Here is a 20,415-nt window from a genome sequence, read left to right as displayed (position 1 = left end):
GAGCATTCATCGTCAGTCATGAGGGTGATATCATCGCGTATCCCGACATAGACAAAATCAAACAATATGCTTCTGGGGAACATGCCCGACTAACAAAAATCATTGAGTTGGACGATGCTATTGCGCGCGAAGCCTTTCTCTCCCTTGGGTTTCCCCATGACAATTTCAAATTACGCACCCCGGCTTTTACTTCTTTTACCCTTGAAGGCGAAAAGTATAATGCCATGTTCGCCCCCTTTAGCGATGCACAATGGGCTTGGACTATCGGCATCTACATGCCTGAAGATGATTACCTTGGTGAAATCAAGAAAAACGGCTTCTTCAACATAGGGGTATCTCTTGCCGCCGTTATCATTGCGGTCGCATTTGGACTCTACATTGCCCGGAAACTTCAAACAGCGCGAGAAAGGGCAGAAGTTGCCGACCGGGCAAAAAGTCAATTTCTCACCCGCATGAGTCATGAAATACGGACCCCCATTAACGCCATTCTTGGTGCGGGCGAACTGCTGGCCGAAACAGGGCTTGATCAAGACCAACAGGAATATGTTTCCATTTCCCAAAACGCAGGTGAACATCTCCGGGATCTTGTTGGTTCTGTTCTCGATATCAGTCGCATAGAATCCGGTCACTTCAAACTCAAAAACGACCCGTTTGACCTTCACACCGTCATCCAGAACATCCAAGCGGTTTTCTCCCAGGACGCCAGAGACAAAGGACTGGAATTGACCGTCCTTATTGATCCCAAGGCTCCACGCCACCTGACTGGTGACGCAACAGCCCTAAAGCAGGTACTGATAAATCTCCTCAGCAATGCCATCAAGTTTACGCCGGCCGGAGTCGTTGCACTCCACGTAGAAATGATCGGCCGCCGAGACAAACCCACTCTCCAGGATTGGGTTTCCCTGAATTTTTCCGTTTCCGATACCGGAATCGGTATTTCCGCCAACAAACTCAATTCCCTGTTTGACAGGGATGCACGAGAGAAGGAATCCACACCAGGAAACTCTGAACAGACAGGCCTTGGCCTGGCCATCTGCCGCCACATGGTTACCCTGCTAGGCGGCGAAATCCATGTCACCAGTGAACCGGGGAGTGGAAGTACTTTTGCATTTTCCGCACAGTTCGCCTTGGCTTCCAGAGTCGGGGCACCAAACGAACCTGAAAAAGCCACAAGTTGCCCAATTCAGCCCTCAGCAGAAGAAAAACGCATTCTCCTGGTGGAAGATGATGAACGCAACATGCTCCTTTTCACCCTTTTCCTAAAAGGACTTCCCCACACTCTCAACACTGCGGCCAGCGGAGAATTGGCCCTGCTCCAACACCTTGAACACCCCTATGACCTTATCCTGATGGACATTGAGATGCCGGGCATGAATGGGTATCAAACCATTGAATCCATCCGTGAACACGAAAAACTCATGGATTGGCCTCCGGTTTCCATTATCGCCATATCGGCCCATGCAACGAAGGAAACTCGTGAGCACTGTTTCCTCATCGGGTGTACCGACTATGTCGTCAAACCACTGACAAAGGAAGAATTGCGAGGAATCGTTTCAAAGCACCTTGAAGGATAATCTCTCACAATCAATACTCGCACCTCACCCTCTGAGCCCTCAATCCGCTCCAGGAGAAAACATGCGTTTGAAAATACTTCTCTTTTCCGTCATGGCCTTCGCCTTTATCGTCGCACCGTCCTCAGCTGCCCAGAGGACACTTCCTCCTGCCAACTGGCAAGAGGACGGCCCTCATACTCATGCAGAGCATTTTCTGAATCTCCTTGTCCGGGGTGACACAGAAGCAGCATTCAAACGCTTCTTTTCCAAAGGACGCTATCCGAAGAACACACTTGAGAAGCTGCAATTCGATTATTATCAATTAATCAAGCAACAAGGATTGCCCCAGGGATTTGAAAAAATATTCGAACAACGAGCCGGAGCCGCGCTCGTCAGACTCAAGTATGTCCTGCTCTTTCGAAGCCAGCCGATGATGTTTGATCTTTATTATTATCGAGTGGGAAAAGGGTGGCTGCTCAAATCCTTCACCTTGAGCAAAGATATCAAGAAGATATTCGCTCCCTAAAATGCAGGCACCAGCATCTCTCAATAGACGAGTGGAATGACCCAGGAAAACCAGGTCGTGATCAGTAAGGCTCCGAGCACATTGAGCACTGCGCCGAGAAACACCATCTTTCTCAGGGAGACGCCCCGCATTTCTCCAAATGCCAAGGCATTGGTCGGTGTCGCTATGGGAGTCATGAAGGCACAGGTCGAGGCCAGACTCACTCCCATCATCAACATGAGAGGCTCGATACCATGACTCAGGGCGAGAGCTGGGACAATGGTAAAAAAAGCGGCGACCACAACCGTATTCGAAAGAATCTCGGTCAGAAAGATGACGGAAAGAATCATGAAAAAACCAAGCAGCAACGAAGAGCTCTCCCCTTGAAACAGCACCGAGACAGCACCAACGACCCGCGCATCCAAATCAAGCCAATGAACCACTGCTATCAAAAGAGCCAGAAAAAATAAAAAGAGAACACCACGGCGCGGAATACTTTTGACCATATCCCACGGGACAAGCAATGGCCCAGGGTTGTCTTGTCCATCAGGAACGGCAATGCCAAAAAGCAGAAAGAGAAAGACTGCGGAAAAGCCAAGACAGACCAGAGGTGAAACCAGCGAGAAGTTCGGTATGACCTGCTTCGCAACAGCCTCCCCTACCCAAAAAATCATGAAAAACCAGAACAACTTCAATCCGAATCGCTGTCTGGCCGAGACTTCCCCCTGGGTTTCAAGCTCGTCGACGGCAATACGAACCAGTCGGCCCTCGGCAGTCAATCCCAATCTTGTGACAACGCACCAGGCTATCAAGACAAACAGGGCAACCAACGGCACAGACCACACAAACCAGTTGAGGAACGTTATCTGTTCTCTCCCGGCAATCCGGAACAAATCAAGAGCACCGAACAGCACTGCATTTGCAGGAGAGCCGATCATGGACCCCATACCGCCAATAGCCGCTCCGTACAGAGTCGAACACATGAGCACTGTCGTCATCCCGACTCCCCCTTTGGCCGCGTATTCCCTGTCCAGGCGCCGGAGAACCGGCAACAAGGTCAAAACAGCTATCGTGTTCGGAATAAAGGAAGAAAGGACTGCGATGCTGGCAATAAGATAGAAAAGGAGTATCGAAGTTCTGCCTCGACTTTTTTGTATCGCACGGTACACGAAACGATCGGTGAGACGTGTCACCGTCATGAGTTGGTAGACCAAATAACCGCCAGCAAAAAGAAGAACAAGCGGCAACCGATGCCATATATATGTCCAGATATCTCCGGAAATATTCACATTTTCTCCTGGTTATGCGTCCAGATCCTCCAGGCTACAGTGAAGCTTTTTCGCGCAGCCTGTCAACAGATGGAAAGCAGGAGCCTCAACCAGGGTGGGGCATCTCGATGCAGATAAGGTAACGATCTCCTTCCTTGTTGAAAACCGGCTTGCTGATGATACATGCATTTTCCCCGGTGTAGGGAGAACGAAAAGGCTGGGTCACGAACTTGTCATATCCCATATCGAGATACAGGACATAATCCTGAATTGAATGGTCCGCGCCTTTGTGAGAACCAAGAATTGAAGCGGAGCAGATGCCCGTAGCCCGACTCTCCACATGATGGCGGCTGGTGATCTGATCCCCGTCGTCATTGAGGATAAACAGAGAGATGACATCATCCGAAGCATGCAACATCTTTCGGCACATTCCCTCGAATCCGGCCTCGGACGTATTGGAAAGCTTGGAACAAATGGAAGAGACAACCTTGAATGCAGCTTTGTAACGCGCTTTTTTCTGCTTGAGAATCCGACGTTTGACCTTTTTGAACTTGTCATGGGTATCAAGAATTTTCTTGAAAAACATCTGAGCTGGATCGCCAGTGGTATCGCTCTCATCCTTGGTATAATAATACCCCTGCTGCAAATGAACCCCGGCGGCCAGCAGTCTGAGCGAGTCCTCTTCAGACTCGACGCCTTGAGCAATGACGGCAGCTCCGATTCCTTCGGCTGCGGAGAGAACTCCGTCCAACGCTCGCGAAGAATGGTCCTGACGTTGATTTTCCGCGTAAAAGGACTGCCCTACTTTTATGAAGTCCGGCTTCAAATTTGCCATCACGGAACCAAAAGTGTCATCTATATGGCAGTTATCCAAACATAATTTGAATCCAAAATCCCGATACATATCTGCATACTCTTGCAACCCTGGAGAATGAGCTTTGCATGCAGGGCATTCGAGGACAATATTTTCCAGCGTAATATCCAAACTCGCTACCTGGTGCATGAGGACTTTCGAGCCTTCACCCACATGGGCCAAGATATCCGGGTTAATATTGACGTATACCAACAAATTTTTATGATTGGAATGAATCGGTTTGAATTGCATCAGCGCCTTTTCACGGCAAAGGCGATCCACGTTCACCTTGAGCCTGGGACTAAGCTGGTCATGAAAAAGCATCTTGGGGTCAATGACACAGAGAGTATCACTCCCCCCACGAGAGAACGCTTCAAACCCAACAATGGCTTTGGTCACGACAGAAACGACGGGCTGGAAAAAGGTGTGGACATTTTTCGAGTCGACGATCTCCTGTACAGAGTGTTCGTCGACCTGAAGAGCTGGCTGATCGGACATGGCACCTCGTCTGTTTTACGCCATCCAGTCAATGACGCCAGTGTTTTTCTATGTTGTGATTATTTTGGGGTCAATGGGGAAAACTCCCGATCCGAGGCAGCTCAATTTACCAAGAACTCCCGGCTAAGCCAATTTTGATTAAAAATCAACAATAACAATGTGTTACCGTAAAAATAAAAACACTCCCCGTGCTCCTTCACTTGCCTGGATATATCCAGTATAGATTGGGGTCCTTTTTTCAACAGCTTTTACCGAGGTTCATACGTGGCCGAATTCGTCCATTTACACGTTCATACAGAATACAGTCTGCTCGACGGAGCCATCCGCATCAAGGACCTGCTCTCCAGGTCCAAGGACTTGGGCATGCCCGCTGTCGCCATCACGGACCATGGGTCCATGTTCGGAGCAGTCACCTTTTACATGGCAGCCCTTGAGATGGGTATCAAACCGATCATCGGGTGCGAAGTCTATGTGGCTCCCGGTGATGTTGACGAGGAAGGCGCGCACCTAAAAAAAGAAAAGGGAGGCGGCTTCCACCTTGTCCTGCTGGCAAAAAACCAACTTGGGTACAAGAACCTCATCAAGCTCGTCTCCAAAGGATACCTTGAAGGATTCTACTACAAACCCCGCATCAGCAAGTATTTGCTGAGCCAGCATTCCGAGGGGTTGATAGCCCTGTCCGCCTGCCTGGCCGGAGAAATACCCCGCAAACTCATGAACGAGGGACTGGATGCCGGTGTGGCAATGGCGCAGGAATATGCCTCCATCTTTCCGGGGAATTTTTACCTTGAACTTCAGGACAATGGTATCGGTGATCAAGTCCGGCTTAATGAGTTGCTCATAAAATGCGCCGAAAAGACAAATCTCCCGCTGGTGGCGACCAACGACTGCCATTACCTGACTGCAGAAGACTACGAAGCCCACGACACGTTGCTCTGTATCCAGACTCAAACCACTGTGGATGCTGAAAAACGTTTCAGGATGGACACCAAGGAGCTGTATTTCAAAACCCCGGAGGAAATGGAACAGGCGTTTGCCCATGTGCCCGAGGCCATTTCCAACACGCAGTTGATAGCCGAGCAGTGCAACGTCGAAATCGAACTGGGCAATTACTATTTCCCGGAATACGAACTCTCTGAAGGCGTGTCTAACCTGGATGAGGAATTTGAAAAGCTCTGCCGGGAAGGACTCAGAAAACGCCTGGAGATCATCACCTACGAAGTGGATGAGGATGTCTATTGGAAACGCCTTGATTATGAACTCGGCGTCATCAAGGAGATGGGATTCCCCGCATACTTCCTGATTGTTCAGGACTTTATCAACTGGGCCAAGAATAACAGGATTCCTGTCGGGCCTGGGCGTGGATCGGCAGCCGGTTCCATCGTGGCATGGTCTCTCAAAATCACCAATATCGACCCGCTTCCATATGATCTACTTTTCGAGCGCTTCCTGAATGTCGAGCGTGTATCCATGCCGGATATCGATGTCGATTTCTGTGAACGCCGCCGCCTTGAAGTCGTCAAATATTGCGCCGAAAAATACGGCCATGACCGAGTGGCACAGATCACGACCTTCGGTACCATGAAAAGCAAGGCCGTCATCAAGGATGTGGGCCGAGCTTTGGGCATGACCTTTGGCGAGACCGACCGCATTGCCAAGCTCATTCCTGACGACCCAGGTGTCATGGCCAAACTCCTTGGTGTGGAAAAGGCGAAAATCAACGTTCCCAATGCTGTCAAAGCCGTGGTTGAACTTGATGATATGGTGGCCACGGATCGAACAGTCGCCAAACTCATCGATATATCCACTCGACTGGAAGGTCTCTGCCGCCACGCATCCACTCATGCGGCGGGAGTTGTCATTTCTGACAGGCCCATGACCGAATACCTCCCACTGTACAAAGGGAAGAAGGGTGAAATAGTCACCCAGTTCGACATGAAAAAGGTCGAAAAAGTCGGCCTTATCAAATTCGATTTTCTGGGTCTGCGTACCATGACCGTCATCGAGGACTGCCTGGATATCATCCGGGAACAGGGCAAGGAAGCCCCGGACCTCGACACCCTCCACCTTGATGACCCGGATACTTTCGCGATTTTTGCCAAAGGTGACACTGACGGTATCTTTCAGGTCGAATCATCAGGCATGCGCAAATATCTCCGCATGCTCCGCCCTGACTGCTTTGAAGATATCGTCGCCATGCTTGCACTCTACAGACCCGGACCTCTTGGCATGATCGGTGCCCACGGAGTCAGCATGGTCGATGAATTCATCATGCGAAAACATGGGGATATCGAAGTCACATACCCGCATGAATCCCTGGAGGATACGCTCAAGCCGACCTACGGCGTCATGGTCTACCAGGAACAGGTCATGGCCACAGCCATGACCGTTGCCAACTACTCTCTGGGTGAAGGTGATCTCCTGCGACGGGCCATGGGGAAAAAGATTGCCGAAGAAATGGCCAAACAACGATCACGATTCCTCGAAGGCTCTCGCGAAAATAAAATCGACGACAAAATCGCCAACGAGATTTTCGACACCATGGAGAAATTCGCGGCTTACGGCTTCAACAAGTCACACTCGGCCGCCTATGCTCTCATTTCGTATCATACCGCCTATCTCAAGGCCCACTTTCCAGTTGAATTCATGGCCGCGCTGATGAGCACGGAAATGAACAATACTGAAAAGATTATCATGTATATCAACGCATGCCGCGACATGGAAATCACGGTCAAACAGCCTAACATCAATGCGGGCCAGGCCCGTTTTTCGGTGCTCGACGGCGATATACTCTTTGCTATGGCAGCCATCAAGAATGTCGGAGAAGAGGCCATTAACGAAATCGTGGCGGAGCGTAATGAAGGCGGACCGTTCAAGGATATCTTTGATTTTTGCGAGCGTGTGAATCTGCGCCGCGTTACCAAACGGGTTCTGGAATCCCTGATCAAGGCGGGAGCACTGGATTGCTTCAGTTGCTCACGCGCCGCCCTACTTGAGGATTTGGAAAAAGCCGTGGCCCGTGGTCAGAAAAAGGCCAAGGAAAAAGATTCCGGCATGCTGAATATGCTCGACATGCTGGGTGGGGGAACCAATGGGCAACCGGATCCGGGCACACCAACCTGTTCCCTGTGTGAAGAGTTTGACGACCGTGAAAAACTCAAACTTGAAAAAGAAGTGCTTGGTTTCTTCCTTTCCGGACATCCGCTCCTCGCATATCGGCCGGAGCTGGTTCGCCTCCGTACCAAGACTCTGGACGAGTGCAAAACCATCCCCAACGGCAGTGAGGTGCGCGTGGCTGTCATCGTCCCTGACTACAAACAGATTTTGACTCGAAAAGGTGATCCCATGGCCTTCTGCATCGGTGAGGATCTGACGACATCGGGTGAAATCACCATGCTTCCCAACGTCTGGGAAGAAGCCAAGGAAAAGGTGGATGCAGACCGTCCTCTTTTCATCCAAGGGAAAATCGATCTCCGGGAGGAACCAGGGCAGGAAGAAGCGCCGAAGACCGCGAAAATTCTCGCGGAAAAAGTGCTCTTTCTTGCTGACGCCGTCCAGGGTTCGGAACACCCGGTCTCGCTCTGGATCGGCGAAAGGAATGCTCACGATGAGCATCTGGAAGGCCTCAAGAGCATCCTTGCTCGCTATCCGGGCAAGACCGTGGTCAACTTGGGGATCATCACCAAAGAGTCCGTGATCAATCTCAAACTTGGCACAGCCTGGCAGGTATATCCAAGCCGTGAATTCTGGAAGGACGTTGAAACATGGCAAAACGGGGATGCGAAACGGTATCTTGCAGAGCAGGACGAGCCAGCATAAATCGTCCACACTCGACAACAAGCTCCAAAGTAAGACGAAAAAACGGAGAATTCCAAGCAGGAAAGGTGTATGATGGACTCATTGAAAGAACTGATCGAACGCCATAGGCGGTTTGTGGAAGAACGAAACTGGCAGAAACATCAGTCACCCAAAAATCTGGTCATGGCATTGACCGGCGAGGTGGGAGAACTGAACGAACTGTTTCAATGGCTGACTGTTGAAGAAAGCTGGCAGGTTGAGGATGATGCCAAACACGCAGTGGCAGAAGAGTTGTCCGATATCCTCATCTATCTGACACGTATCGCCGATGAACTCGGCATAGACCTTATTGCAGCCGCTCACGAAAAATGCGAGAGGAACGATCTCAAGTATCCTCGGGAAGCGTTTCTGGGCAATTATTGTCGTCCCCACGAATACAAGAATCGAAAGAAATAGGTGATCCCATGCCAGGCAAATGGAAATTGACCATCACACAAGATTTCTCCGCATCCCACCAACTGCGCAATTATGGTGGCAAATGCGAGAATATGCACGGTCACAACTTTGGTGTCGAAGTGGTGGTCGAAGGCGATAAACTGGATAAAAAAGTGCATTATCTTGTTGATTTTAAAGAGATCAAACAATGCACTAAGGACATTCTGGAACGCCTTGATCATAAGCATCTCAATGATGTTGAATGTTTCACAGAGATCAATCCGTCCTCCGAAAATATCGCCATGTTCATATATAAGGAAATGAAAGACGCCCTGCCGAAGCAGGTCCGTCTGTCCGAAGTTTCAGTTTCCGAAAAGGACTCTTCCAAGGCTACCTACTGGGAGGAATGATCATGTCCGATCGGAAACAACAGGAAAAACGTTCTGAAATCAACGGGATGTCTTATGGACAAATCATGACCAGCCTTCTGCTCCCTAAAAATTCCCGGTCCAATCCCAGACGAATACTGAGTGGCATTGCCTTTCTTGCATTTGTTTGTTTTTTCCTCATAGCCGCCCTGGGCCGGGGGTGTCAGCAAACCCCACTTCCTTCGCAGGATACGCAGCCCACCAGCCTCAATCAATTGAGCATCGAAGGAGGCCAAGCGTAACCATGCGTCTTCTCATTCAGAGAGTGACCAATGCAACGGTCACAGTCGATTCGGAGAGACTGGGGGAAATTTCCACCGGAATCCTTGCCCTTGTCGGATTCGGCTTGGAAGACACACGAGATTTGCCCTCTTCACCTGTCTGGAAAAAAATGCTGGATAAGGTGTTCCATTTGAGAATTTTTCCCGATGATGAGGGGAGAATGAACAAATCCCTCGTTGATATCACAGGCGATCTCATGATCATTTCCCAATTCACCCTTTATGCAGACTGCAAGAAAGGCCGCCGCCCCTCCTTTACCAACGCCTGTCCACCGGATGTGGCCTCGTTTCTTTTTGACACTTTGCTGGAAGACGCACACTGCCAAGCGCCCGGTCATGTGGCGACAGGCCGGTTCGGAGCCATGATGGAGCTTGACTTCACCAACTGGGGACCGGTGACAATTATGCTCGATTCCACAACAATCTAACAAATTGTCCAGAGCGCCCTTTTCGTCTATATTAAAGCCATGAGTATAAAAACCAAACTTCTGACGGCACTCTCCGTCATCCTTATCGGTTCTTTCGTTGTCACCAGTTTTGTCAACTATACAGTGACACGAGAAGCTGTGCGGGAAGAGCTCCTCAACTCTTCACTGCCCCTGACCGGCAAGAATATCTATTCGGAAATTCATGCAGCCATGTTACGTCCCATCCTTGTTTCATCCTCCATGGCCAATGATGCCTTTCTCAAGGGCTGGATCAATTCGGGAGAATCAGACGAAACTGCTGTTGTCAGATATCTGAATGAAATCAAGCAGAAATACGGGTTTCTGACGACATTCTTTGTCTCGGCTGCCACGGATAACTACTACTATCAAGGTGGTATCCTGAAAAAGATTGGTGCCCGCGACCCTCATGATGTCTGGTTTTATGCCTTTGCCAGATCCGGCAAGGAATACAATCTGGATGTGGATACCAATGAGGCCGAGCAAGGCAAGATGACAATATTTGTCAACTTCCGCGTGGAAGATGAGAAGGGAAGATTGCTCGGTGTCGCTGGTGTCGGCGTCAATATGGACAAGGCCATCGCTTTGCTCGCCGAAGCCAGAAAACAGTATGACCGCAATGTCTACCTCGTTGATCAGGATGGCCTCATCATGGTCCACCCCAACAAGGAACTCATCGAAAAATTTTACATAACCAAAGCGGGAGGAATCCGTAATCTGGCACCAGCCATCCTCACTCCGTCCATCGAAGCCAAAAATTTCGAATATGACTGGGATGGGAAACATACCCTGCTTTCATCCATCTATATCCCTGATTTCAAATGGTTCCTCATCGTTGAGCAGGATGAGAGTACAGCCTTGGTCACAGCTCGAAACAACCTTGTTCGCACTCTCGCCGTGGGGTTCGGAGCCTCTCTGCTGATCATTATCCTCTGCGTGATCACCATCAACCACTTCCAATCCAGACTGGAACGCATGGCCAAGACAGACCCATTGACCGGTGTGGCCAACAGACGGGCACTGGAAGAGCGCTTTGAAATTGCCGCGTACAAGGCTGACCGCTATGGAACGTCCTTTTCCATCATCATCGTTGACCTGGATGATTTCAAAAAAATCAATGATCAGCAGGGCCATATAGCAGGAGACACCGTCCTCAGAACCGTGGCGGAAACCATTGCCCGAAATATCCGTCCTTCGGACATGCTGGCGAGATGGGGCGGCGATGAATTCCTGATCATGCTTGATGGAACCGGAGACGATGCCCAATGCCTGATAGCCCGCATCCGGCAGGAGATGACTGATTCTTCACACGAAACTGTTATCTCGTTTTCCTGCGGTATAGCACGGTATGAAGAAGCCGACGATCTCGGGTCCCTCACTGACCGGGCAGACAGAGCCATGTATCAGGCCAAGGGAAAGGGGGGAGATTGTGTCATGGCCGGGTAAAAGGCTCTGCCCCTGAATTCCGGAGGCTATGGACAAAACCTTCCCCTGCGGATAGGTAGAGTGCAATGCAATATTCTCCGCAACAATGGCCCAAATTCAGGGGCGAGACACCACGTATTCTCCTCCTGACCAGTCAATACTTCCTTATTGGTGAACTTCAGGCAGCCTGCAAACGGCTTGGGGTCGACCATGAAGTCATGGATCTCGGGACCAAGGAAATGGACCTTGACGCCTTCGTGTCAAAGATGGTCTATGCCCTGACAACCTTCAAACCGGACTTTATCCTGACGGTTAATCATCTCGGCGTGGATAGGGAAGGCGTGCTCGCCTCCCTGCTCCGGCAGTTCAAAGTCCCCTTGGCGTCCTGGTTCGTGGATAATCCCCATCTCATCCTTGGAACATACCAGAATCTTCACGGTTCCAGAAATGCCGTTTTCACCTGGGATGCCGACACGATCGAAGCACTTGAGGCGATGGGATTTGCCAATGTCTTTCATCTTCCTCTGGCGGCGGACCCCACACGACTGGTGCCTCACCGGACAACTCCGGTTGAGGAATGGCGCGCTCCCATTTCATTTGTGGGCAATTCCATGCTCATCAAGACCATCAAACGAATCGAAGCCTCACGCCCATCCCAACGCCTGGTTGAATCGGGCATGATGGTTGCCCGTGCTTTCGGTGAATCAGATGAACAGTGTTCCGGCCGATTTCTCATTCGCCATTTCCCTGAGCTTCGAGCCGACTTCGAAGCACTCGAAACCCCGGATCGCAAACAGGCATTCGAAACATTCCTGACATGGCAATCCACTTTGATGTATCGACTCGATTGCGTTCTGCGGCTTCTCGATTACAGCCCGCTCATCGTAGGTGACCCTGGCTGGAACGAACTGCTCAAAGGGCGTGAAGGATGGCGATACCATCAGGAATTGTCCTATTATGACGACCTTCCCGACTTCTACCCCCTGAGTGATATCAATTTCAACTGCACCAGCCAGCAGATGAAGGGAGCCGTCAACCAACGGGTTTTCGATGTTCCCTGCTGCGGCGCATTCCTGCTCACGGATTATCGCCGCCAAATGGAAGAATTGTTTGAACCGGGGCGGGAGATCATCTATTATAACCAACCCGATGAAATTCCCGCACTGGTCGAAATGTACCTGAACGCCCCGGATAAACGGCAACGGATCGCACAAGCGGCCCGGCAGCGCGTGCTTGCCGAACATACATACGATCACCGCATGGCTTCCCTGATGGAAACCATGCGCCAAACTTTCCGATAAGCCCCACTGTGACCAGCAAGAAACCGATCCTCATATTGCAAATGCAGCGAATGGGAGACCTGATTCTCTCCTACCCGCTTCTCCTCTGGCTGGCTCGACGCTACCCCGGTCACCCGATCTTCGTGGCTGCTGAAGAATCCTTTTTCCGACCGCTCATGAAACTGTCTCCGGCAGCAACCTACTTCCCATGGAGCGGGGCCAATGTACTCAAGCAATACTCTTTTGAATTGGTCATCAATCTGAGTATCCAGGAAAAAGCCGCCCGGCTTGCGCATGAAGTCCATTCGGAACAAAAGATCGGACCGGTCCTGCTCCCTGATGGCTCTCGTTTCGTTCATGGCGACTGGCAATTGTACCGGACATCTCTGGTGCGAAACAACCTTTTCAACCGTTTCCATTGGGCAGATCTCAACGCACTGGATATCATTCCCCATGAGGATATGGCCAGAACCCGGTTCAGCGAACCGCGCACCCTACCGCCCGGTTCAGATAAAATCGGAATTTTTATCGGTGCCAGCGAAGAAGCCAAAAGGCCCTCGACCTCTTTTTTTGCCGAACTGATCGTGCACCTTCTGGGCCGGGGTTTACGCCCGGTACTCTTCGGAGGAAAAGCCGAGGTTGAGAGCGGGCGGGAAATCGTCCGCCTTTCAGGAGCACCTATCCTCAATCTCTGTGACACACTGGGGCTGGATGAATTCAGCGCTGTCGGCCAGACATTGACACTCTTCATCACACCGGACACCGGCCCCATGCATCTGGCCGCATGGTCAGGACTCAAGTGCCTCAATCTTTCAATGGGAAACGTCAACCCATGGGAAACCGGTCCATATCAAGCAGGGCACTTTGTCCTTCGCGCCGACATGGATTGCGCCAAGGGATGTTGGCAATGCACCCGGTCCCGCCTCTATTGCCATGATCCTTTTCACCCCAGACGTGTCGCAGTGCTCGCCCAGCACATTGCAACGGGAGCTTCTGTTGACCTCCTTCAAAAGGCGACTCCTCCAGGCCTGGCCCTCTACACGAGCGAAAGGGAAGAAGGATTGTATCATCTTCATCGTATGGATACTGCTCAACGTGGAAGCGAACCGCTGATTTCCCGTTTCTGGAAAACCTTTTTCGGCACTCGATTTGACCTATGGGAGGAACAGAAATGCACTGCGGCATGGGCACAGGTCCAAGCCGGAACACCAGAGCAGGCTGAAACATTACTGGCACACATACCTGAGATCAGCCGCCAACTTACTCATGGATTAAGAAAAGGAGTACTTCTTGATGCATCCTTTTGGATGCATAGCCCACCAATCGCCCGCCCCTTTACCGGATTCATGCATATGGCCCTGGAAAATGGCAATTACTCCCGGTTGACGTGGGCTTCTGTCATGCTCCACCTTGAACAATTGATCGCCTGCTGCGGATAAAGCCTTCGCCAAGTGGGCTGTTTCTTCCCATCCAGGAATAGCTAACTCACCTTATTTACTGCATTTCAACTTTGGCACGCCTTTTGATGAAGAGGATACCGAAGGAGTAAACTATGCAGAATCTTCCCGGCATCGCATTAGATCAGACCACGGAACAGGCCAAGAGTCTTCGTTACTCGTCGCTCAAGACCTCGGAACAGGACATCCTGTTTGCCGAGTTATTCGAGCAACACAGTACCAAGGTGGAAAACGAACTTGCCCTGACCCCGGTCAGCACCAATGACCAAATGCTTGAAACAGCCCCTGAGATTGCCACGCATGAAGCAAAGCAGGAAAAGGTCAATGCATCAGGAACCGAAGCTCCTGCTGCTGAAGAAACAGTCATCGAAGTCGAAAAAGACCAAGACCAGAAAATGACCCAGGAAGACCTTGATGAGGTCAGGGAAGACCTCAAGGAATACGGATTATCCGAAGAGGAAATCTCGGATATAGAAGACAAGATCAACAGCGATGAAGGAATGACATGGAACGAATTCGTGTCAGTCCTCGCCGAAAAGATGGCTTCCATGAACACCGTATCATTGAGTGATACTCAAAAGGACACACTTTCAACCTTCTTCTCGAAATTCGGATTCAGCGAATCCGAATCAAAGGAATTGATCTCAAAACTCCAGAACGGAAATCAGAATGAGGTCATGGCTGCCTTGCAGGAAAAGCTCGACGCCATGCCGGACGACCAAAAGCTTTTACTGACAAAAGATGAACTGGAAGCTTTCTCCTCGGCAATGAACTTCTCCAAGGAGTTTACTTCCAAGCTCAAGGAGGCATTCGGTCAGAACACCTTGAGCAAAGATGTCAAAGAAGCCTTCACCATGATCCAGCAGGAAATGGCTGAAATGAGCGCCAAGGATCAGGCTCTGGTCAAGGCCGTGGGACAACAGTTCGTCAAGGCCATGCACGAACGGACCAAAGAGACGACCGTCGCCAAGGAAGTAGGGGAAAACGTGGACCTCAAGGCGCGCACCGCCGAGGAGACTCCACAGGTCGCGACCAAGGAAGAACTCAAGGACGCCGTAGAGACTCGCAAGGATGCACTTTCCGATGCTTCGGCCCGGAAGACCGACCAGCAAAATCTGCCAAAGCAGGCGGACGCCGACGTCACGGACCAGGATCAATCCAATGAATCTTCCAATGACACCTGGAACAACTTCTTCAGTAAGCTCCAAAATAACTCGACTCAAAAGACCACCTCTGAATTTCAAGGCAAGACCGACACCATCGAAGCGACTCTGGCGAGTAGCCTGACCGACGCGACAGGGAAGACCAGTACGCAGGCATGGGAAAAGATTTCCGCCCCCAAGGTCATGCGGCAGGTGGAAAATGGGGTCCTCAAGACCCTCTCCAACGGAACAAAACAACTAACCTTGCAACTTTCTCCCGAGAACCTCGGCGCACTCAGCATCACCCTTCAAGTGAACGGCAAGGAAGTGAGTGCGCATATCCGAGCAGACAGTGCGGACGCAGCCAAGGTCATAGCCGACAATCTTGATATTATTAAGACTTCTTTACAAAACCAAGGTTTGAAAGTTGACAAATTAGACGTTCAAACAGGGCTGATGAACAACAGCGATTACAATAATTGGTTCGGTCAGGAAGAGCATAATCTGGCTCGAGAGCGCGAGGCGATGGTCGCCATGCGCAGCCATATGAAACAAATGCGCGAAGGAACCGTTCAAGTGGCCCAGGACCTGCAAAATGTACGTGAACAGGCAATTCATGCCGATCAAGGATTACACGTAATCGCATAAGCGAGGTCCCCTATGTCATACGTAGATAACACAGGTGTCATACTTGGCGCACAGGAGGAGCGGCTGGCCGCATCCAACACGCCGGACCACAGTTCCAGTTTGGGGCAGGAGGATTTCCTGTCGATTCTGGTCGCCCAATTGACCCACCAGGATCCCCTCAGCCCGATGGAGGACACGGACATGACCTCCCAGTTGGCACAGTTCTCAAGCCTTGAGCAGCTGACCAACATCAATGAGGGCATTACGAACCTGAGCGACTCCATGACACAGAGCGATATGCTCTCCGCTGTCAGTTTCATCGGCAAGGACATCAAGGCCGAAGGCTACAAGATCAGCATCAATGACGGCGATGTCTCCACGATTTATTACGGATTTGGCGAATCGGTCTCATCAATCATGATGAATATATACGACTCTGAAGGAAGCATTGTCAGAACCGTCGAACTGGGTAGCAAGGAGGCTGGCTCCTACCAGTACGAATGGGACGGCAAAAATGACGCAGGACAAACCCTGCCCGACGGCTCATACGGAGTCGGCATACTCGGCGAGGACATTGATGGCGAAGCTGTCCTGATCCAGACTGAGATATCGGGAACGGTCGATGCCGTGGTCAATGAGGGCGGGACACAGTATCTGCGCCTCAAGGACGGCCGCTTTATCAGCTTCCTGAATGTGAAGGAAATTGTCGACCCCGGCAGTGAATCCGTCACCGACCCCGAAGAAACCACGGAAGAGACCGATGAATAGCAAACGATTTTTGCCGAGCGATCCCGTTCGGACTCTTGGAGAAGAGATGAGGAGGTTATTATGGGTTTAGGAGCATCACTTTACGCAGGCATCAGCGGCCTGACCGTGCACTCCGAGCGAATGACGGTTATCGGCAACAACCTTGCCAACGTCAATACCACAGGCTTCAAAGGTACTCGAATGCACTTCGAGGACTTGCTGAGCCAGGATTTCGCGACGGTCAACGGCGTCGGACAGGTCGGACGAGGCGTTCGAGTTTCGTCAGTGTATTCAGATTTCGGTCAAGGTGCTTTTGAAGCATCAACCGAATCAACGGACATGGCTATTTCAGGCGATGGATTCTTCGTTGTTTCACCAGTTGGGGAAGACGATTCCTACTATACACGAGCGGGCAATTTCCGTTTCGACAATGACGGATATTTGGTTGACCCGCATGGGTACGCTCTCCAGGGGTGGGCCGTAGAACAGTCTTCGACCACCGTTTCTACCACAAGCACCTCTTCCGGTTCGACAAGCAGTTCAACCCGAATCATCGGCACCCCCACCGATATCCGCCTTGAAAACTTCCAGTCGTCCCCCAATGCCACAAGCAACGTGTCCATCGTAACAAATCTGGACCCCAGTTCATCCGACAACTCTACCAGCTCAACATCACCTTATTTTGCCATGTTCGAGAACTGGAACGGATCAGAAGACACCCCGCTCGCACCGACCCTTTATGGATACTCAACCACAATGAAGGTCTATGACGACATCGGGACCGGACATGACCTGACAGTGTATTTCGACAAAGTCACCATGAGTAACGCTGGCGGCGACACAGTGTGGGAATACATGGTCACCGTCGATCCAACCGCTGACCAACGCATGCTTTCCGGTGCGGATGGCAACTTGACGACAGTTGGGCAAGGATTGACCAGCGCTGCAGGTGTCCTGATGATCGGGACTCTGACATTCACCTCCGGGCAATTATCCGGCATGTCGGCGTTCACACTCAAGAGCAATGGCGGAGCATCCGGTGGTCCCAAAGACCTCGACAACTGGAGCCTGGCTGATTTCTCTACCACTGGATACCCAGTCATGACCGCCAACTTCCTGGGTGAGGAAAATGCGAGTACGGCTGAAGCAGCCAATGCTTCGCCCATCCAGATTGATTTCGGTATCTCAAATGAAGACCTGTCCAGTAACGGAACAGGCTCCACCACCAAGGGGTGGAGTTCCAATCTGGGAACCCTGCCAACAACTGCGGGCGCAGCGCAATTACTTTACACAAGTAATTCTGGATGGTTGCCAAGTTTCAAGGACCCGGCCATCAGCGCACTGGCAACCCAAAGTTACGACACGGGAGGTTCTTCAACCCTGTTCCAAAGCCAGGACGGATATTCAGCAGGTATCTTGCAGAATATTTCCATCTCACGCGAAGGCGTCCTGACCGGACACTATTCCAACGGACAGGTACTGGAACTCTATGCAGTCACACTGGCCACATTCACCAATGAGCACGGACTATGGCGTGAGGGCGGTAACCTGTTCTCGGAAACCAAGGATTCCGGCCCGGCCCTGACAGGACAAGCTGGTTCAGCAGGTAAGGGAACCATCGACGGCAATGCTCTGGAAATGTCCAATGTTGATATGGCTACCGAGTTTGTCAGAATGATTACAACTCAACGCGGCTTCCAGGCCAACACCAAGATGATTACCACAACAGACTCCATGCTTGGCGAAGTTATCGCCATGAAACGATAAGCGAATAGAGTCTGATGTAACCCATACTGACGACTCCTTCTCCACGACTGTCCCGCGCCTGACCCGCGCGGGACAACCGAAGATCATGCGACCCGGTGTAAAAAACACTGGGTCGCCTTGATTTCCACTCCCTGCAAACTCCCGACAGGGTCCAAAAAAAGTGCCCCCGAATCCAGAGGAGACGAGGGCGTTTCTTTCACTTCTAAAAACAGGGTCAGGCTAATATCTAAACATATTTTTTGAGATCAGCTTCCCGAATTTCCTTGCGCTTGATCTTGCCGCTGATGGTCTTAGGCAAATCAGCCACATATTCGATGATTCTTGGATACTTGTATGGAGCTGTCAGATCACGCACAAAAGCCTGTAATTCTTTTGTCAAAACCTCGTTCCCCTCAAAGCCGGAGGCCAGAACCACAGTCGCCTTGACCAGGTGTCCCCGCACATCATCAGGGATGCCTGTCACGGCTGCTTCGATAACAGCTTCATGAGCAACCAGAGCTGACTCGACCTCAAAGGGACCGATGCGATAGCCGGAGCTCTTGATCAGATCATCGGTCCGCCCCATGAACCAAAGATATCCGTCTTCGTCAGCCCAGGCCTTGTCGCCGGTGTGATACCAGTTATCGAATTTGACAGAAGCCGTTTTTTCCGGCTCATCCATGTAACTCTCAAAAAGGCCAAGCACGGGCTTATCGATTCGAATACAAATTTCTCCCTCTTCACCTTGGGGCACTTCACTGCCTTCTTCATCCATGAGCGCTATATCCCAGCCCGGAACAGGTTTCCCGATTGAGCCAGGCTTAGGTTCCATGAACTTGAAGGTCGCGACCTGCAACGTGGTCTCTGTCTGGCCGTATCCCTCGTAGATGGGCATATCCAAGGCTGCCTTCCAGGCATGGAAGACTGAATCATTGAGCAGCTCACCCGCCGTAGTACAATGGCGCAGGGCGGACAGGTCATATGCCTTCAAATCCTCACGCACCAGGAATCGATAAATTGTCGGAGGTGCGCAAAAGGTCGTAATCTTGTTCTCAGCCACTATCTCAAGCAGCTTAGATGCATCAAACTTCCCACGAAAATCCCATACAAAAATGACTGCACCAGCCATCCATTGTCCGTAAAATTTCCCCCAGACGGATTTGCCCCACCCGGTATCTGAAACCGTCAGGTGTATATCTCCCTCATTCAGGTCATGCCAGACAGCGCCGGTTGTGTAGTGACTGAAGGGATATTTATAATTATGCAAGACCATCTTGGGCATCCCGGTTGTCCCGGACGAGAAGAAGATAACCATGGGGTCATCCCCCCCTGGAGTCTCAACAGTTCGCGGACAGGAGGCGGCTCCCTCTGCCATGAATGTTTCATAGCCGAACCATCCATCATTCAGCATGCCGTCAATCTGAACCAGCACATTGAGGCTTTTGCATTCAGGCAGGGCTTCATTGACGCGAGGACAAATGGAATCTTCACAAAAAAGAGCCTTGATATCGGCATAATTGACCCGCTCGACAATATCTTTTTTCGTCAGCAACGAAGGCGACGGGATTGGGATGGCTCCGATGCGATGCAACGCAAGCATGATCGTCCAGTATTCTACCCGGCGATAGACGATGAGCATGACTCGATCGCCCTTTCCGATTCCCTGTGACCTCAGTGAATTTGCCAGCCTACAGGAAGTCTCCTGAAAAAAACCGAAATTGAATTCGCGCCGAATACCTGCATCATCCACATGAATGAGAGCGACTTGCTGTGGGTCCTTTACATCCAGTACATCATAGGAAAAATTAAAATCAGCCGGACAGGCAAGCTCATAGCGGGTACAAAAGTCAGTGTAGCCAGCATAGGTGTCGTGATTCAACATCATAGTAGTATCTCTCTGTAATTCTTTGAGTTTATCATGGTTTA

At 50.9% G+C, this 20,415-nt stretch carries 16 protein-coding genes (1 of these 16 cut by a window edge); 13 read left to right on the top strand and 3 right to left on the bottom strand.

The window, feature by feature from the left end:
- Together BN4_RS13035 and BN4_RS13030 are read left to right on the top strand one after the other, a co-directional pair.
- Positions 1–1,574, top strand: the 3' portion of a protein-coding gene (locus BN4_RS13035) for a hybrid sensor histidine kinase/response regulator (protein ID WP_041720371.1). It extends 703 nt beyond the left edge of the window; 1,574 of the gene's 2,277 nt are visible here — the last part of the coding sequence; its start codon lies off the left edge, out of view; its stop codon occupies positions 1,572–1,574.
- 61 nt (positions 1,575–1,635) lie between these two features.
- A complete protein-coding gene (locus tag BN4_RS13030; RefSeq protein WP_015415877.1) occupies positions 1,636–2,079 on the top strand; it encodes a hypothetical protein in 444 nt (147 codons plus the stop codon).
- Positions 2,080–2,099: 20 nt separating this feature from the next.
- On the opposite strand, the gene BN4_RS13025 is transcribed toward BN4_RS13030, so the two are convergent.
- Entirely contained in the window at positions 2,100–3,347 is a 1,248-nt protein-coding gene (locus BN4_RS13025; RefSeq protein WP_015415876.1) for an SLC13 family permease, read from the bottom strand.
- 85 nt (positions 3,348–3,432) lie between these two features.
- Positions 3,433–4,677, bottom strand: a complete 1,245-nt coding sequence (locus BN4_RS13020) for an EAL domain-containing protein (protein WP_015415875.1) — start codon at positions 4,675–4,677, stop codon at positions 3,433–3,435.
- Positions 4,678–4,941: 264 nt separating this feature from the next.
- Between BN4_RS13020 and dnaE the strand changes: the two genes are divergently transcribed.
- From dnaE to BN4_RS12965, 11 genes are all read left to right on the top strand, one after another.
- The gene (gene dnaE / locus BN4_RS13015) at positions 4,942–8,496 is read left to right on the top strand and encodes a DNA polymerase III subunit alpha (RefSeq protein ID WP_015415874.1); all 3,555 of its coding nucleotides are present in this window, start codon (positions 4,942–4,944) and stop codon (positions 8,494–8,496) included.
- A gap of 69 nt (positions 8,497–8,565) precedes the next feature.
- Entirely contained in the window at positions 8,566–8,931 is a 366-nt protein-coding gene (locus BN4_RS13010; RefSeq protein WP_015415873.1) for a nucleotide pyrophosphohydrolase, read from the top strand.
- Between the two features lie 8 nt (positions 8,932–8,939).
- Positions 8,940–9,320 carry a 6-carboxytetrahydropterin synthase QueD gene (gene queD / locus BN4_RS13005; protein ID WP_041720369.1) on the top strand — a complete coding sequence of 127 codons (381 nt, stop codon included), beginning with the start codon at positions 8,940–8,942 and terminating at the stop codon, positions 9,318–9,320.
- 2 nt (positions 9,321–9,322) lie between these two features.
- Positions 9,323–9,580: a hypothetical protein gene (locus tag BN4_RS13000; RefSeq protein WP_041720368.1), complete on the top strand. Its 258-nt coding sequence runs from the start codon at positions 9,323–9,325 to the stop codon at positions 9,578–9,580.
- 2 nt (positions 9,581–9,582) lie between these two features.
- The gene (gene dtd / locus BN4_RS12995; protein ID WP_015415870.1) at positions 9,583–10,047 is read left to right on the top strand and encodes a D-aminoacyl-tRNA deacylase; all 465 of its coding nucleotides are present in this window, start codon (positions 9,583–9,585) and stop codon (positions 10,045–10,047) included.
- A 39-nt stretch (positions 10,048–10,086) separates the two neighbouring features.
- Complete coding sequence (locus BN4_RS12990) at positions 10,087–11,511, top strand: sensor domain-containing diguanylate cyclase (protein WP_015415869.1); 1,425 nt, start codon at positions 10,087–10,089, stop codon at positions 11,509–11,511.
- 65 nt (positions 11,512–11,576) lie between these two features.
- Positions 11,577–12,791 (top strand): CgeB family protein, encoded by a 1,215-nt coding sequence (locus tag BN4_RS12985; RefSeq protein WP_015415868.1) that lies wholly within the window; start codon positions 11,577–11,579, stop codon positions 12,789–12,791.
- Between the two features lie 8 nt (positions 12,792–12,799).
- The gene (locus BN4_RS12980; protein ID WP_015415867.1) at positions 12,800–14,209 is read left to right on the top strand and encodes a glycosyltransferase family 9 protein; all 1,410 of its coding nucleotides are present in this window, start codon (positions 12,800–12,802) and stop codon (positions 14,207–14,209) included.
- A 113-nt stretch (positions 14,210–14,322) separates the two neighbouring features.
- Complete coding sequence (locus BN4_RS12975) at positions 14,323–16,017, top strand: flagellar hook-length control protein FliK (protein ID WP_015415866.1); 1,695 nt, start codon at positions 14,323–14,325, stop codon at positions 16,015–16,017.
- A 12-nt stretch (positions 16,018–16,029) separates the two neighbouring features.
- On the top strand, positions 16,030–16,764 hold the full coding sequence (locus tag BN4_RS12970; RefSeq protein ID WP_015415865.1) for a flagellar hook assembly protein FlgD: 735 nt from the start codon (positions 16,030–16,032) through the stop codon (positions 16,762–16,764).
- 60 nt (positions 16,765–16,824) lie between these two features.
- Positions 16,825–18,510 (top strand): flagellar hook protein FlgE, encoded by a 1,686-nt coding sequence (locus BN4_RS12965; protein WP_015415863.1) that lies wholly within the window; start codon positions 16,825–16,827, stop codon positions 18,508–18,510.
- Between the two features lie 226 nt (positions 18,511–18,736).
- Here the strand turns inward: BN4_RS12965 and BN4_RS12960 are convergent, their stop codons facing one another.
- A complete protein-coding gene (locus BN4_RS12960; protein ID WP_015415862.1) occupies positions 18,737–20,374 on the bottom strand; it encodes an AMP-binding protein in 1,638 nt (545 codons plus the stop codon).
- Between the last annotated feature and the right edge of the window lie 41 nt (positions 20,375–20,415).

The organism is Pseudodesulfovibrio piezophilus C1TLV30 (genome assembly GCF_000341895.1).
Classification (GTDB): Bacteria; Desulfobacterota; Desulfovibrionia; order Desulfovibrionales; family Desulfovibrionaceae; genus Pseudodesulfovibrio; species Pseudodesulfovibrio piezophilus.
Note: the sequence above shows the minus strand (reverse complement) of the source record. Positions and strands in the feature narration are given on the sequence as shown.